13 protein-coding genes are annotated in these 15,581 nt (G+C 58.3%); 9 read left to right on the plus strand and 4 right to left on the minus strand.

The genetic code is table 11. From position 1 onward, the window contains the following. Nucleotides 1–59: 59 nt before the first annotated feature. The 5 genes from Q8M73_03775 (at nucleotide 60) to Q8M73_03795 (ending at nucleotide 7,972) form a co-directional block, all read left to right on the plus strand. Nucleotides 60–2,567, plus strand: coding sequence for a sensor histidine kinase KdpD (locus tag Q8M73_03775; protein MDP2287666.1), 2,508 nt, complete (start codon nucleotides 60–62; stop codon nucleotides 2,565–2,567). After that, on the plus strand, nucleotides 2,564–3,247 hold the full coding sequence (locus tag Q8M73_03780; GenBank protein MDP2287667.1) for a response regulator transcription factor: 684 nt from the start codon (nucleotides 2,564–2,566) through the stop codon (nucleotides 3,245–3,247). Before Q8M73_03775 ends, Q8M73_03780 begins: the two co-directional genes overlap by 4 nt. A 111-nt stretch (nucleotides 3,248–3,358) precedes the next feature. Continuing rightward, a complete protein-coding gene (locus Q8M73_03785; GenBank protein ID MDP2287668.1) occupies nucleotides 3,359–5,089 on the plus strand; it encodes an ABC transporter ATP-binding protein in 1,731 nt (576 codons plus the stop codon). Further along, entirely contained in the window at nucleotides 5,086–7,041 is a 1,956-nt protein-coding gene (locus Q8M73_03790) for an ABC transporter ATP-binding protein (GenBank protein ID MDP2287669.1), read from the plus strand. The genes Q8M73_03785 and Q8M73_03790 overlap by 4 nt, the downstream gene beginning before the upstream one ends. Next, complete coding sequence (locus Q8M73_03795; protein ID MDP2287670.1) at nucleotides 7,031–7,972, plus strand: alpha/beta hydrolase; 942 nt, start codon at nucleotides 7,031–7,033, stop codon at nucleotides 7,970–7,972. Before Q8M73_03790 ends, Q8M73_03795 begins: the two co-directional genes overlap by 11 nt. Before the next feature lie 29 nt (nucleotides 7,973–8,001). On the opposite strand, the gene Q8M73_03800 is transcribed toward Q8M73_03795, so the two are convergent. Further along, the gene (locus Q8M73_03800; protein MDP2287671.1) at nucleotides 8,002–9,681 is read right to left on the minus strand and encodes a SulP family inorganic anion transporter; all 1,680 of its coding nucleotides are present in this window, start codon (nucleotides 9,679–9,681) and stop codon (nucleotides 8,002–8,004) included. Nucleotides 9,682–9,711: 30 nt separating this feature from the next. Further along, nucleotides 9,712–10,458: a 20S proteasome subunit A/B gene (locus Q8M73_03805; GenBank protein ID MDP2287672.1), complete on the minus strand. Its 747-nt coding sequence runs from the start codon at nucleotides 10,456–10,458 to the stop codon at nucleotides 9,712–9,714. 64 nt (nucleotides 10,459–10,522) lie between these two features. On the opposite strand from Q8M73_03805, the gene glsA reads away from it, so the two are divergent. The 3 genes from glsA (at nucleotide 10,523) to Q8M73_03820 (ending at nucleotide 13,234) form a co-directional block, all read left to right on the plus strand. Next, complete coding sequence (glsA, locus tag Q8M73_03810) at nucleotides 10,523–11,770, plus strand: glutaminase A (protein ID MDP2287673.1); 1,248 nt, start codon at nucleotides 10,523–10,525, stop codon at nucleotides 11,768–11,770. Next, nucleotides 11,760–12,584, plus strand: coding sequence for a methyltransferase domain-containing protein (locus Q8M73_03815; protein ID MDP2287674.1), 825 nt, complete (start codon nucleotides 11,760–11,762; stop codon nucleotides 12,582–12,584). The genes glsA and Q8M73_03815 overlap by 11 nt, the downstream gene beginning before the upstream one ends. Nucleotides 12,585–12,694: 110 nt before the next feature. Next, on the plus strand, nucleotides 12,695–13,234 hold the full coding sequence (locus Q8M73_03820) for a glutathione peroxidase (GenBank protein ID MDP2287675.1): 540 nt from the start codon (nucleotides 12,695–12,697) through the stop codon (nucleotides 13,232–13,234). 149 nt (nucleotides 13,235–13,383) lie between these two features. On the opposite strand, the gene ald is transcribed toward Q8M73_03820, so the two are convergent. Further along, nucleotides 13,384–14,499: an alanine dehydrogenase gene (ald, locus tag Q8M73_03825; GenBank protein ID MDP2287676.1), complete on the minus strand. Its 1,116-nt coding sequence runs from the start codon at nucleotides 14,497–14,499 to the stop codon at nucleotides 13,384–13,386. Nucleotides 14,500–14,552: 53 nt separating this feature from the next. Between ald and Q8M73_03830 the strand changes: the two genes are divergently transcribed. After that, nucleotides 14,553–14,963, plus strand: coding sequence for a DUF393 domain-containing protein (locus tag Q8M73_03830; GenBank protein MDP2287677.1), 411 nt, complete (start codon nucleotides 14,553–14,555; stop codon nucleotides 14,961–14,963). Here Q8M73_03830 and Q8M73_03835 read toward each other — a convergent pair. Further along, on the minus strand, nucleotides 14,957–15,466 hold the full coding sequence (locus Q8M73_03835) for a hypothetical protein (protein MDP2287678.1): 510 nt from the start codon (nucleotides 15,464–15,466) through the stop codon (nucleotides 14,957–14,959). The two genes, Q8M73_03830 and Q8M73_03835, sit on opposite strands and share 7 nt — an antisense overlap. Nucleotides 15,467–15,581: the final 115 nt, after the last annotated feature.

The following is a 15,581-nucleotide window of genomic DNA, read 5'->3' on the forward strand; positions in this document are numbered from 1 at the left end:
GACTTGTCATGGACGCCGACACAGCAGAGCCAAGTCAGTCCGTACGCAACAATGGCGAAGTGACTCGCGGGAAGCTTCGCATCTATCTGGGTGCGGCACCGGGCGTCGGCAAGACCTACGCCATGTTGGGCGAGGCCCATCGACGGCTGGAACGAGGCACTGACGTTGTGGTCGGCGTCGTGGAAACGCACGACAGGCTTCACACGGCGTCGATGCTGACGAATCTGGAAGTCATCCCGCGACATACCTTGGACTATCGCGGTGCACAATTTGAAGAGATGGATATTGACGCCGTCTTGGCCAGACATCCGCAGGTGGCACTCGTCGACGAACTTGCGCATACCAATGTCCCCGGCTCCCGCAACACCAAGCGCTGGCAGGACATCAACGAACTGCTCGATGCTGGGATCGACGTGATCTCAACAGTGAACATCCAGCACCTGGAATCGCTGAATGACGTTGTCGAAACGATCACAGGCGTCAAGCAGCGAGAGACCATCCCCGATGCGGTGGTGCGGGCTGCCGACCAGATCGAACTGGTCGACATGAGCCCAGAGTCGCTTCGACGCCGGATGGCTCACGGAAACGTGTACGCACCCGAAAAGGTCGACGCAGCACTGGGCAACTACTTTCGGGTGGGCAACCTGACCGCCCTGCGCGAGCTGGCACTGCTGTGGCTGGCCGATCGGGTGGAGGAAGGCCTTGAGCGCTACCGAGCAGACCACGGCATTCAGCAGACTTGGGCGGCGCGCCCGCGGATTGTTGTTGCCCTGACTGGAGGCGCCGAAGGCGAGACCCTGCTCAGGCGAGGCGCACTCATCTCCGGTCGTATTGCTGGCCGTGCGCTAGTGGCAGTTCACATCGTGCGCGGAGACGGCACCATTGGGGCGAGCCCTGATTCAGTTGCGCGCCTGCGACAGCTCACTGAAGATCTTGGCGGAACCTTTCACACAGTTGTTGGTGAGGACATCGCAAGCACAATCCTTGAGTTCGCCCGATCGGTGAATGGCACACAGGTAGTGGTGGGGGCTTCGCGCCGAAAGCGATTGAGCCGAGTCATGCGCCCTAGCGCAGTCGATGAGATCGTGCGCGATTCAGGCGATATAGATGTCCACGTCGTGAGTCACGAGCGCGCGGGCAAACGCCCTACACGCGCCCGGACTGCACGGCGAGCCCCCACTCGACGAGTTGTCGCTTGGATCCTTGCCCCCTTGATCCCCGTGTTGCTCACGGCGCTGTTGCTTCCCTTTGGCGATTCGCTCAGCCTCTCCACGGTGCTCCTGGCGTTCCTTCTCGGGGTCGTCGCATCTTCGCTCGTGGGTGGCTTGCTTCCAGCGATTGTCACCGCCGTCGTCGCAAGTCTTCTGGTCAACCATGAGTTCGTCGAACCCGTTGGCAGTTTCACTATCGCCGAGCCGCAGAACGCCTTCGCGATTCTTGCCTTTGTTCTTGTCGCGGCGGTGATCGCCACCATTGTTGATCGCAGTGCTTCTCTGGCACAGGAAGCAGGCAAGCGACGAGCTGAGGCCAACGTGCTGGCGTCCCTTTCGGTGGGAGTGCTCGGGCGCGAGAACGGTGTGCGCGCCCTGTTAGATCAGGCGTGCGAGACATTCGGTATGCGCAGCGCGGCGCTGTTCGAGACGGCCGGCCGCGGAATGGCGATCATCGAGGTCTCGGGCGAGTTTCCGCCTCGAAGCATCGATGAAGCTGATGTCGCGGTCGACGCCGGTCCGGGATTGGTGATGGCACTCTCGGGCACACCCCTACCGGCCTCTGATCGTCGGATGCTGGATGCCTTTGCAGCACAGGCGGCAGCCGTCCTGGAGAGAAATCGCCTCGCTGCGCTGGTAGCCGATGCAGCGCGATTGCAGGAGTCCGATGCGATGCGCACGGCTCTCCTAACGGCTGTCTCTCATGAAGTCCGCACACCGCTCGCAGGCATCAAGGCATCGATTGCCACCCTGCGGGATCCCACCCTTGAACTGCCCAGAGACGATCGCGACGCATTGCTTGAAGATGCCGACGAAGCTGCTGATCGCCTTGATGCACTGCTCTCCAACCTCCTGGACCTCAGCCGCATTCAGACCGGCAGTGTGCGACCGATACTCGAAGCCGTGTCATTGGATGAAGTGCTGCATCAAGCCCTGCGTGGCGTTCTTGATCAATCCGTTGTCGATGAGACGAATGAGGCTTTGCCACTGATACAAACGGATGCGGGGCTACTGGAGAGGGCTGTGGCGAATCTTGTCGAAAACGCTGTTCAGCACTCACCTGTTGGAGTACCAGTTCGAATCTGCGCGGCTGTAGTACCAGAAGACACCCTGCAGTTGCGCATCATCGATCGTGGTCCGGGTGTTGCTGTTGACGATCGAGTCAAGATGTTCCTTCCTTTTCAGCGCTTGGGCGATGTCCCGGCTGGCTCGGGGGTTGGGCTTGGACTGGCTGTTGCGCGCGGTCTGGCAGAGGCTGTCGGGGCGAGCATCGAAGTAGAAGACACTCCCGGCGGTGGCTTGACGATGGTGCTGGCAGTCCCGCTTGCGTTTCAGGATCCCGGCGCGATCCAATGATGCGGGTGCTCGTAGTTGAAGATGACGCACCGCTGGGGCGCGCGCTGACCATCAATCTGCGCGCGCGCGGATTTCAAGTTGAACTTGTCATGACAGGGAAGGGCGCGCTTGATGCGGTTGCCCGATTCCATCCCGAGGTCGTAGTTCTTGATTTGGGTCTGCCTGATCTTGATGGCATCGAAGTGCTGCATGGCATTCGCGGTTGGAATCCAGTCCCGGTTGTCGTCCTCTCCGCGCGGTCAACCAGCAATGAGAAGGTCGCTGCCTTGGATGCTGGAGCTGATGACTACGTCACGAAACCCTTTGAGATGAACGAACTCTTGGCGCGGGTACGCGCAGCAGTCCGTCGTGGGCAGATTGGTGGCACAAGTTCAGCCCCACAAGTGATCTCCGCGGATGAATTCGAGATGGATCTGGCAGCCGGGATCGTGACGAGAGATGGAGTCCAAGTCCGCCTGACCCCGACGGAGTACCACCTGCTGGAAGTCCTGGGACGCAATGCTGGCCGTCTCGTTCCTCAACAGCAGCTCCTGCGCGAAGTGTGGGGTCCAGGTTATGAGAAGGAGAGCCACTATCTGCGCGTGTACATCGCGCAACTGCGGCGCAAGCTTGAGCGTGATCCGGCCCATCCGCGACACCTGATGACAGAACCTGGCATGGGTTATCGGCTCGACCTGTAGAGCCATGTACTCGAGCTCTGCCTGTTCGATGCTGGCGTAACGATGTCCTCGCATTCGCACTGAGGAATACGATCGATCCATATTCTGAGCCGTGGATGGATGTGCCCATTGATGATTCGCCTGCTTCGCCAATTCCTACAGCCCTACAGGCGAACATTGGTCGTCATCATCGTGTTGCTCTCAATTCAAGCGCTTGGTCAGTTGTATCTGCCGAACCTGAACGCTTCGATCATCAATGACGGTGTGCTCAAGGGTGATACGGATTTCATCCTCAAAACAGGCGCATTCATGCTGCTGGTCACCGCCGCATTCACGGTTGCCGGAGTGATTGCTGTCTACTACAGCGCCCGCACTGCAATGAGATTCGGTCGTGATGTGCGTATGTCACTCTTCGAGCGGGTGCAAGGCTTTGCTCTGCGTGAGGTCAATGAGTTCACGGCTCCCTCATTGATCACACGCAATACCAATGACGTCCAGCAAATCCAGATGCTTGTGGTGATGGCACTGACGACGATGATCTCGGCTCCCATCGTCGCCGTTGGCGGAGTGCTGATGGCGATGCACGAGGATCTGCGGCTCTCAGCTCTCCTGCTTTTCGTGATCCCTTTGCTGCTCCTGGTCATTGGATCAATCGTGCTGCGGGCTGTTCCGCAGTTTCAGGTGATGCAGGAGCGGATCGACCGGATCAACCTCGTATTGCGTGAGAATCTCTCCGGTATTCGAGTGATTCGTGCATTCGTCCGCAATCGATATGAACGCGAGCGCTTTGCAGAAGCCAATGATGCCCTCACGGCAACGTCTCTTCGGGTTCAGCGGCTCTTTGCTCTGATGATGCCGTCGCTGTCACTCATTTTGAACTTGGCCGTAGTCGGCGTGCTCTGGTTCGGCGGTCAACTTGTCAATGATGGATCTCTGCAGATCGGCAATCTCACTGCATTCATCGCCTATGTCATGCAGATCCTGACCTCGGTGATGATGGCCGTGATGATCGTGGTGATGGTTCCCCGAGCCGCTGCCTCAGCTGAGCGCATTCAGGAAGTGCTGGACACTGAGCCGGCAATCGTCGAGCCAGAGCATCCATCAGCGATTGTTCCAAGCCTTGGACTCGTGGAGTTTCGTGAAGTCGACTTCGCCTACCCGGGAGCTGAGCAGCCCGTTCTCCAAGGTGTCACTTTTACCTGTTGTCCCGGACAGGTGACGGCGATTGTAGGGAGCACCGGGGTTGGCAAGACAACAGCGATCAATCTCATGTCCCGGCTGTACGACGTCTCCGCCGGGCAGGTGCTCGTCGACGGTGTTGATGTGCGCGAGCTCTCCTTTGAATCCCTGTGGTCGGCCTTTGGTGCAGTTCCGCAGAAGGCCTTCTTGTTCCGCGGCACGATTGAGAGCAATCTGAAATTTGGCAAGCCAGAGGCCACTGAAGTTGAGATGTGGGCGGCTCTGGAAACTGCTCAGGCGGCAGATTTTGTGCGTGAGTTGCAGGGCGGACTTCAGGCCCGTATTGATCAGGGAGGAGCGAACCTTTCTGGAGGTCAGCGTCAGCGAATAGCGATAGCCAGAGCACTCATTCGGCGGCCGCTCATCTACATCTTTGACGACTCATTCTCGGCTCTGGATTTCACAACGGATGCCCGCTTGCGCAGCGCACTGCGAGAGCAGACCACGCAGGCCACCGTCATCATCGTGGCTCAACGCGTGAGCACTGTGATGCAGGCCGATCAGATCGTTGTTCTCGACGATGGTCGAGTGGAGGGCATCGGAACCCATCAGCAGCTGATGGCCGAATGTGAGACCTACCGGCAGATTGTGTTCTCCCAGCTCAGTGCTACGGAGGCGGCATGAGCGGCGGGGGGCCAGCTGGCCCGATGATGCGACGTCCGGGCGGACCACCCGGACCCGGCGCCATGGCACCGGAGAAGCCGAAGGCATTCGGGTCAGCATTGAGACGGCTGGGTTCACGTCTGCTGCCCGAGCGCATGCGGATTCTTCTGGTGTTTGTTCTCGGGTCGATCAGCGTGATCTTCGCCGTGCTTGGGCCGTATCTGCTCGGGCAGGCCACCAACGTGGTCTTCGAAGGCTTCCTTGGAAACCAGATTCCCGCGAACCTCACCAAGGATCAGGCGGTTGCTGCGCTGAATTCCACGGGAAATTCAACGCAAGCCGATCTGATCGCTTCGACGCCTGTGACCCCCGGTGTCGGCGTGGACTTCACTCAACTGGCCCACATCCTGTCGCTGGTGATCATCGTCTATTTGCTGAGTTCGATATTCATGTACATGCAGGCCTACCTCATGGCAGGCGTTACTCAGCGGACGATGTATCGACTTCGCGAAGAAGTGGACGCGAAACTGGCACGGCTTCCGCTCAGCTACTACGACAGGCATTCACGGGGAGATCTCCTCAGCCGCGTCACCAATGACATCGACAACGTGTCGATGACTCTGCAGCAGGCACTGACACAGACGATCACATCACTTCTGACGGTTATCGGCGTATTGCTCATGATGGTGTGGATCAGCCCGATCCTTGCGCTCATATCCCTGCTGACGGTGCCGTTGTCCTTCTACGTCACCATTGCAGTGGCTCGCAAAGCGCAACCGCACTTTTCTGAGCAATGGAAATGGACCGGCTCCCTCAATGGACATGTTGAGGAGATGTACAGCGGACATGAACTCGTGAAGCTGTACGGACACCGTGCTGAGGCGATTGCTGAATTCAGTGCAGCAAACGAGAAGATGTACGAGGCCAGCTTCAAGGCGCAGTTCCTCTCAGGAATTGCGCAACCGGTGATGTTGATGATCTCCAACTTGAACTACGTGCTGATTGCAGTCATCGGGGGGCTACGTGTTGCCACCGGTGCGATTTCACTGGGTGACGTGCAGGCCTTCATTCAGTACTCGAGACAGTTCACGATGCCGATCACACAGCTGGCAGGCATCATCAACTTGATGCAGTCCGGCTTGGCGTCTGCTGAACGCGTATTCCAGGTCCTGGACGAAGAGGAGGAAATTCCCGATACCAGTACGCCCTCGAGCATTGCCATTCCCCGGGGGCGAGTTGACTTCGAGGATGTGACCTTCCGATACAAGGAGGACATCCCGCTCATCGAAGGTCTGGACCTGCATGTCGAGCCAGGCGAGGTCGTGGCCATCGTCGGCCATACCGGTGCGGGCAAGACCACGTTGGTCAATCTGCTGATGCGTTTCTATGAGCTCAACGGTGGTCGGATTCTCTTGGACGGTGTCGACATTCGCGATCTGACACGGGATGAATTGCGCAGCACCTTTGGCATGGTTCTGCAGGATGCCTGGTTGTTTACGGGGACCATTCGCGAGAACATCGCCTACGGCTCGCTGAATGCGAGCAATGAGGAGATTGAAGAGGCAGCAAGAGCCGCGTATGTCGATCGACTTGTGCGCACCTTGCCGCACGGATACGAGACCACGCTGGAAGGCGAGTCATCCAATGTCTCGGCCGGTGAGCGCCAGCTGCTCACGATTGCGCGTGCCTTCTTGGCTGATCCGGCAATCCTGATTCTCGACGAGGCCACCAGCGCTGTCGACACGCGAACAGAAGTGCTGGTTCAGGAGGCCATGGCCCGACTTCGCCATGGCAAGACTGCATTTGTCATTGCCCATCGGCTTTCCACCATTCGCGATGCCGACACGATCCTGGTGCTGGAACGTGGCACGATTGTTGAGCAAGGCAGCCACGAGGAACTCATGGCTGCGGAGGGGGCCTACCACGCCTTGTATGCCAGCCAATTTGAGAGTGCCATAGAGGATGTTGCATAGCCAAGCAGCACGCGCATTCCGCGTGCTCGTCATGGCAGTGGCCATCGTTGGTGGATTGCTGCCTTCAGCCGCGGCCGATACTGCCGCAGATCGAGTCCGTTTGCATGTGCAGTATGCAAAGGCGGCAGGAACGACCTTCGCCTATGCGGAACTCGGCAGCGGAACTCCTCTGCTGATGTTGAATGGCACAGGTTCGCCGATGAATGAGTGGGACCCAGCGCTGCTGGCGGGGCTGCAGAAATCGCACCATGTCATCGTTGTCGACTATCCAGGATTGGGCCTGTCAGGCCCAGCGCCTTCGCAATGGAACTTCCCAAGGGCTGCCGACTGGATGGCAGAGTTCGCTGAAACGGTTGTCCCTGGTGAGAAGATCGATGTGCTGGGTTGGTCCATGGGTGGCTTTGTGGCACAGCAACTCGCCATCCGCCATCCGGATCAGATTCGCAGACTTGTCTTGGCTGCCACAAATCCAGGCGGGCCGAATGCGCAATTGGGGCCGCGATGGGTGCAGCGAATCGACAGTGCGTCCGTCGAGAACGATCAGGCCTATCTGAGAACGAACTATCCGGACACTAGGGCTGCGCAGGCGGCCGGCCGCGCTTTCTTGAAGCGGCTGGCCACAGCAGTTGATACCGGTGCATATCCAGATGAGCACGTGCCTACGGCTACATACGACGCAATGGTTGCTGCTGAGGATCCATGGTTGAAAAGTGCTGAAAACGAGCGTGCGCTTCGAGCAGTGAGTATCCCCGCACTCGTCATCACAGGGGCTTCCGATGTCATCACGCCCCCTGCAAACAGTCGACTCATCGCCGAGCTCATTGCCAAAGCGCAGCTGGTGCTGATGCCACGCGCTGGACATTCCTTCCTGTTTCAATACCCCCATCGGGCAGCACAGATCATTCACAGGTTCCTTGGCGCCGCGCGGTGACGGCAAGACTTTGCATCCGAAATGTGGAGCTACGAGTGATCCCGCGCCTCAAATGCCTGCACCGCATCGGAAAGATTGCCGTAGATCCGGTCTGCAGAGATCCGATCCATCAGGCCGTACTTCTGCAAAGTTGTCGTCAGCCCTGAGTCCGCCCGCGCGAGGGCAAAGGTGACATTGCGTGCTTTGAGGAAGTCCAGGAGCCCCGCGACAGCGATACCGGCGGAGTAGTCGATGTCATCCAGTGAGGAAGCATCCAGGATCAGCCATTCCACCGGGGTTGGAGCAGAGTCGATGAGTCGTTCGACGTCATCGACGAAAGAACTCGCGTTGGCATAGAAGAGTTCGGCGTCGTATCGAAAGACAATCAATCCGGGCTGGCTCTGCACACCTGGAGAACTGGCGATGTACGTCGGTTCGCCTGTTGGGCTGATGCTGACGACAAAGTCCTTCGGCTTGTACTGGCGCCGGATGATTTCCAGGATCGAGATGACGATGGCAAGGATGATTCCCTGCTCGACTCCGACCGCGCACACCACTGCCGCCGTTGTGACGGCAATGATGAATTCGCTGCGCCGCCGTGCAGCTATCCGCTTGAGACCAGTGATGTCGATGAGATCGAAGCCGATCAGAAAGACGATCGCGCCAAGCACGGCCTTGGGCATATTTGTCAGCAGTCCGGTGAAGAACAGCGTGAAGAGCAACGCGATCAAGGCCATTGTCAGGTTGGCCACCTGAGTCCTGCCTTTCTCACTATCCAGAATCTGGGTCTTGGTGGGGCTGCCATTGACGACAAAGGTCCCACTCAGGCCAGCGGCGAGGTTTGCGCCCGACAAACCCATGATGTCTCGGTTGATGTCGACGCGGTCGCCGTGCTTCATCGCGAAGCTGCGCGAGGTCGCCGCGCTCTGGGCAATGATCAAGATGAAGCAGGAGAAGGCAATGCCAACGAGGTCGGCCATGTTCGACATGCTCACGCCTTGCGGCAGGCCAATTGGGGGAAACCCACCCTGCACTGCACCTACAACTGCGATGCCCTTGGATGCGGAGTCCAGCACAGTGGAAATCGTGATGAGCAGAATGACGGCGATGATCGCGCCCGGAATCCGCGGGGCAAAGCGTTTGAAGCCAACAATGATGATCAGGGTTGCAGCGGCGTAGGCAAAAGTTGGCCACGAGATTTGCGGCAGGGCCTTGATCCAGTCGAGTTGCACTGCAAACCAGTTGCCAGTGCCTTTTGGAACGCCGAGCATCTCAGGGATCTGTCCCGAGAGCACTTGCACACCTACGCCAGTAAGGAAGCCGATGAGAACTGAGGCGCTCAGAAAATTGCCGAGGAAGCCGAGTTTGAACACCCGAGCAAGCAGCAGCATCCCAGCACAGATCAAGGCGATGATCCCGCAGTAGGCCAGCCACTCTGGCGAATTGGGCGTGACCCCGGCAATGCCGACGCTGAGGAGTCCAGCCGAAAGCAGCGCGGCGGTTGCGGAGTCAGCTCCGACCACAAGCAGTTTGGAAGAACCGAGTAGGACGAAAACGATGGTCGGAAAGATGATGGTGTAGAGCCCAGTGACAAGAGGGGTCTGCGCTATGGAGGTGTAACCCATGACTTCGGGGATGGCTACTGCGGCGAGAGTGGCTCCGGCGATGACGTCAGTTGAGAGCCAGGCACGCTTGTAGCCTTGCAGCGAAACAGGTATGAGGCTCTTCATGCAAGGTGAACCTAGTCCTTCAGATGCGGCTCAACTTGCATCTACTGCGAAGTCCGCTGGCGAGATCGGTGGCAATTGATCCATCAGATCCCGCAGTCGGTCACCCCAGAAGTGCTCAAGTCTGGCGAGAGCTGGCGAACCCGGCGGCACCCGGAACTGTTCAAGTTCGTGAGATCCAGTCTCGTAGATCCCAATGTCATACGGAGGCCCGACAGAAACATTGGAGCGGGAGGTACTCATCATGGAACTGAGGACCACTTTCAGACCAGTAACGAAGTCGACACCGCTGTGGATGCCAATCTCAAGCATGTACTTGCCGTACTTGGTTTCGCCGATCTGCAGGAAAGGCCGTTCATCTGAGGCACGAATGTAATTCCCCTCCGGATACACAAGGAGGATGTCAGGGGCCTCCGTGCCAACCTGTCCGCCAACGATGAACGTGGCTGTCGCCCCGCGGTCGGTTTTGAACGCCTCAGCGTGAGCCTTAGTGACCTCCTGCCCGAGCGCACCGACGTAGAGCGCTGCCTCGAAGAGGTGATCAACAGTTGCGAGATTCACCGTAGCTTCGGGATCCACAAGATCGCGACGAATTCGATCGAGCACTTCCTGCGTGGTCGCGAGATTGCCCGCGGACTGCAACACGAACAGCCGATCCGGTGTGGGGGTGAACACGTGGAGCTTGCGGTAGGTGCCGACGTTGTCGACACCTGCATTGGTACGTGTATCAGAGACGAAGACCAATCCATCATCGAGACGGACTGCGATGCAATAGGTCATATCGTTCTCCTGTCGTGTACGCCGAAATCTTTGGCGCACGAGTGAGCATAGGCAGGGGTCAAGCATGCAAGCGACTGAACGGATCGAGCCGGTCAATCACCTCCTGGATGAGTTGGTGCGGTTGGCGCTGCCTGTCACATCGGGGGAGGTTGCCAACTACATCCCTGAGTTGGCCAAAGCGGATCCCGAAGCCTTTGGCATCGCTGTCGTCAGCGTGCTTGGTCACCCATATGAAGCTGGCCAGTCGCGCACTGCATTCACACTGCAGTCGATCTCCAAGCCTTTTGTCTATGCCCTGGCACTCAGTGAACTTGGCCTGCAGGAAGTCCATGAACGTGTGGGATTTGAACCAAGTGGCGAGCCATTCAATGCCTTCAGCCTTGACGAGCACGGACGCCCGGCAAATCCAATGGTCAACGCTGGCGCAATGATGACGTCATCGATGATTCCGGGGTCTTCTCCGGGGCAGCGATTTGATCGGATATTCGAAGCGCTCTCTGCCTTTGCGGGCAGACCACTTGAGGTCGATGAGACCGTCTTTGCTTCGGAGATGGAGACCGGTGATCGCAATCGGGCCTTGGCGTACCTGATGAAAGCCTCCGGGAGTCTGACTCGTGATGTGCTGGATGTGACTGAGGTGTACTTCCGACAGTGCTCCCTCCTTGTGACCGCATACGACGTCGCCGTCATGTCAGCGACCCTGGCCAACGACGGCATCAATCCCATGACCGGCGTTCAAGTAGTGCATGCCACGGTGGCTCGTCACACGCTTGCGGTCATGGGCAGTTGCGGCATGTATGACTACGCGGGCGAATGGGCCGTACGAGTAGGCATGCCAGCAAAGAGCGGGGTCAGTGGTGGCATTTCAGCGGTCAAACCCGGGCAGTTCGGCATTGGAGTGTTCAGTCCGCGCCTTGATGAAGCAGGCAACAGCAGTCGAGGCGTCGCCGTGCTCACGATGCTTTCGCAGCAGTACGGCCTCAGCCTCTTGCAGCATCCACCCCGGCCCGCCAGCCCAATTCACCAACAGGTCTGGGATGACAACACACTTGCTATCGGCATGCGAGGTGACTTGGACTTTGTGGATCTCGAGCTTGTTGTTCACGAAGTCACTGATGACCTGGTGGCGCACCAGAAGCCGGGAGCAGAGGTTCATTTCGACCTGACTCACGTGACCTCACTTGGCGAGGCTGCCAGCATGATGTTTGGCCGATTGATCAATCGACTGGAAGCCAGTGGCTACCGAGTGTTCGTGGAGGACCCGTCTGGCGTAACGATTCTTGACGTCGACAGGGAGCGCAGTGGTGAGTGAGTTGAGTCCGCGCAACGACGTGTACACCCATGGGCACCACACAAGCGTGCTTCGGTCTCACTCGGCGCGCACCGCTCAGAATTCGGCCGGCTATCTTCTGAGCCGATTGCGGTCGGGTATCAGGCTTCTGGACGTGGGGTGCGGTCCGGGATCCATTACCTTGGATTTCGCCCGGTTGGTCTGGCCTGGTGAGGTCATTGGACTGGAACGAAGCGAGACGGCTGTAGAAGTTGGGCGGGCCGCAGGTGAAAGAGCAGCAATCGCAAATGCAGAGTTCCTTGTAGGTGACGTCTATGAACTGGAATTTGACGATGACAGCTTCGATGTGGTCCACGCGCATCAAGTTCTGCAGCACTTGAGCGATCCACCGGCAGCTCTTCGCGAAATGCACCGCGTCTGCAAACCCGGCGGTGTCATTGCGATTCGCGATGCGGACTATTCGGCGATGTCTTGGTACCCAGCCTCGGCGGGACTGGCTCGGTGGATGGAGCTCTACATGCAGGTGGCGCGAGCGAACGGAGGCGAGCCCGATGGCGGCCGGCACCTCTTGGCTTGGGCTCACGCAGCCGGCTTGCAGAACATTGAGCCGTCAGCGACCGTGTGGTGCTATGCGACACCAGAGCAACGCGAGGAGTGGGGACATACTTGGGCTGAGCGGGTCACGAAATCGGAGTTCGCCAGACAGGCAGTGGCTGCTGGCTTTGCTGAGCAAGCAGAGCTTGAACAGTTGGCCCGTTCGTGGCGTGAGTGGTCAGCAGAGCCTGACGGCTGGTTCACGATCTCGCACGGCGAACTCCTGATCATCGTTGATTGACGGGCATTTGGCCTACAGCCGACAAATATCGTTCCGGTGGCTTCGCACACTGTGGTTGGCTGTGGATTACAGGCGTGCACGTAGCGCAAGCGAATTACAGCGAGGAACTCATGACAAACGTGTATGACTTCTCCGTCGAGGCACCTGACGGCAGCAAGGTTGACCTGGACTCGTACAAGGGCAAGACACTGCTTGTGGTGAACGTGGCGAGCAAGTGCGGACTTACTCCGCAGTACGAAGGCTTGGAAGAACTGTATAAGGCTAAGAAGGATCTCGGCCTTGAGATTGTCGGCTTCCCGTGCAATCAATTCGGTGGGCAGGAGCCAGGCACGGCGGAGGAGATCGCGGACTTCTGCAGTGTCAATTTCAACGTCACATTCCCAATCCTGGGCAAGATCGACGTCAATGGCCCAGATGCGGATCCACTGTTCACGTACCTTCGCGCTGAGGCGCCTGGTGACTTCGGTCCGCAGTACGGCGGCATGTACGAGCACATCTCCAAGAACTTTCCCGAGCGAATTGGCACTGACGAAATCAAGTGGAACTTCAGCAAGTTCCTGGTGGGGCCTGATGGCGCAGTCATCAAGCGCTACGAGCCAAGTGTCACCCCGGCTGAGATCAGCGAGGATCTCGAGAACTACCTCAAGTAGAACCAGTTACGCCAGCAACTTGCCTTGCTTGCGCGAATTGGGTGGGTCCGTGCTGCGCGGACCCACCCAATTGCTATTCAAAGAGTGCGACGAATCTCTGTGATTCCTCGGTGATTTTCCTCAGGGTGACCTGCGAGTCTGCGATTTCGCTATTGAAGCAGTTCGGCTGTCGGCCGCAGTTCGTAACCCAGAGCGACGGCCACAGCCGCGTAGGTCACCTGTCCCGCGTGGACATTGAGGCCGTATGACAAGGCCGGATCGTCGAGCATCGCCTTTCGCCAGCCCTTGTTGGCGAGGTCTATCGCGTAAGGCAACGTGACATTGGTGAGAGCGTACGTGGATGTGTGCGGAACTGCTGCTGGCATGTTTGCTACGCAGTAGAAGAGTGACTCGTGTACGCGATAGGTGGGCTCGGCATGAGTCGTGGGACGAGAGCCTTCGAAGCACCCGCCTTGATCGATTGCGATATCAACGAGTACGGATCCGGACTTCATCTGCGAAACGAGTTGGTCGCTGACCAGTCGAGGTGCCCTGGCTCCGTGCACAAGCACGGCGCCGATCACCAGATCCGCGTCAATCACCGCACGCTCGACCTCGAATGAGTTTGAGGCGATGGTCTGCATGTGTCCCTGATATATGGCGTCGACTTCGCGAAGTCGGGCGATATTGCGATCCAGTAGTAGCACCTCAGCCTGCATCCCAAGCGCAATAGCGGCGGCGTTCATTCCTGCCACACCTGCGCCGATGACTACTACCTTCGCTGCGTACGTTCCTGATACTCCACCCAGCAGCACTCCTCGGCCACCGCTGATGCTGAGCAGTGCTTGCGCCCCAACTTGTGGGGCAAGGCGCCCGGCAACCTCTGACATTGGCGCCAGCAGCGGAAGAGTTCCATTGGGCAATTCGACCGTCTCATATGCGATAGCAGTGCAGCCAGAATCGATCAGTGCCTGCGTGCATTCCCTGGACGCGGCAAGGTGAAGATAGGTGAAGAGCATCTGCCCGGGTCTCAGCAGTTCATACTCACTCGCGATGGGCTCTTTGACCTTCAGCACGAGTTCAGCTTGTTCCCATACATCCGTCAGGTCATTGCAGATGCCAGCTCCGGCCAAGACGAACTCGCTGTCGGCGATAGAGGAGCCGGATCCCGCGCCAGACTCAATCAGGACCGTATGGCCATTTCGCACGAATTCGTGCACTCCCGCGGGGGTGATCGCCACGCGCGATTCTTGGCTCTTGGTCTCTCGAGGTACCCCGATTTTCACGACATCCTCCTTCGCGAGTGCTACCTGATCGTAGGCGTGCTTATGCTGATCATGTGATTCAGGGACTGCGTCGTGCCATCTTGTTTGATGGCGATTGCGCAACGTGCCATCGAGCCCTGAACTTCATCGCTCTGCGATTGCCAACGGCGCTTGAACTTTCGTTCGTGCCACTTGATTCTGACCTGGCTAAGTCCCTTCTCTCGGGTCGCCCACACAACCCACACCGTGACTCACTCGTCTATCTCGACGCCGCAGAACTTCTCCAAGGTGCCGCTGCTGTCAAGCGAGTGTTGTCGCTCATCCCGAGATGGCGAGTGGTCGGCAAACTGCTTGAAGTCCTGCCTGATGCATTGACTGAGTCGGCGTACGACGTGTTTGCAGCGAATCGATACAGATGGAATAGACGGCTTGCTGTATGCGAACTACCTGATGCGCGGCTCGCAGCCCGACTTGTTCCTCAGTAGTAGTCGTAGGTTCCACCGGGAGTAGTGGTGCATCCAGGTGTGGTCCCCGAGCCAGGCGAAGTCGTTGTCTTGATGGGAGTTCCACTTGGGGCGATCACCCACCACAAGCCACCTGAAGCATTCATGCCCTGACCAAGCGCTTGTCCCGCGGCGGAGTCGCCGCTGAAGGTGTAGGCCGGAAGACCGTTGACAGCCAGTTGCGACTTGCCATCGCTTCGCTTGATGACAGTGAGCTTTGCCTTGACATCAGCTGAGCGCCCCAGTGTCTTTGCTGTAGCGAGAACCGGTGGCCATGCCTGAGCGCACGCGCTCGTGCAGGTGGACTTGCCGGGTGAATCCGCGGCGAATACATAAAGAGTCTTGCCGTTGGCTCCGACGAGCACCTTTCCGGAACTTGTCGACCCAGTTTTGACCGTTTGTGTTTCGGCACTCGCCATCGTGGCTCCCAGCCCAGTGAGGCTGATCGATAGGACTGCTGCGATTGCAATTGATCGTGGCTTCATGCGCTGCTCCCTGTTGTCCGCTCACGGACCCCGCTGCCACCAGGGGTTGGTTGCGAAGGTAGTTCAAGCGTCAACTACCTGTCAACGGAATTCGAAGACGCCAAGGCGCATGGCG

It is taken from the genome of Actinomycetota bacterium (assembly GCA_030684515.1).
In the GTDB taxonomy this organism is placed as follows: Bacteria; Actinomycetota; Actinomycetes; order S36-B12; family S36-B12; genus UBA11398.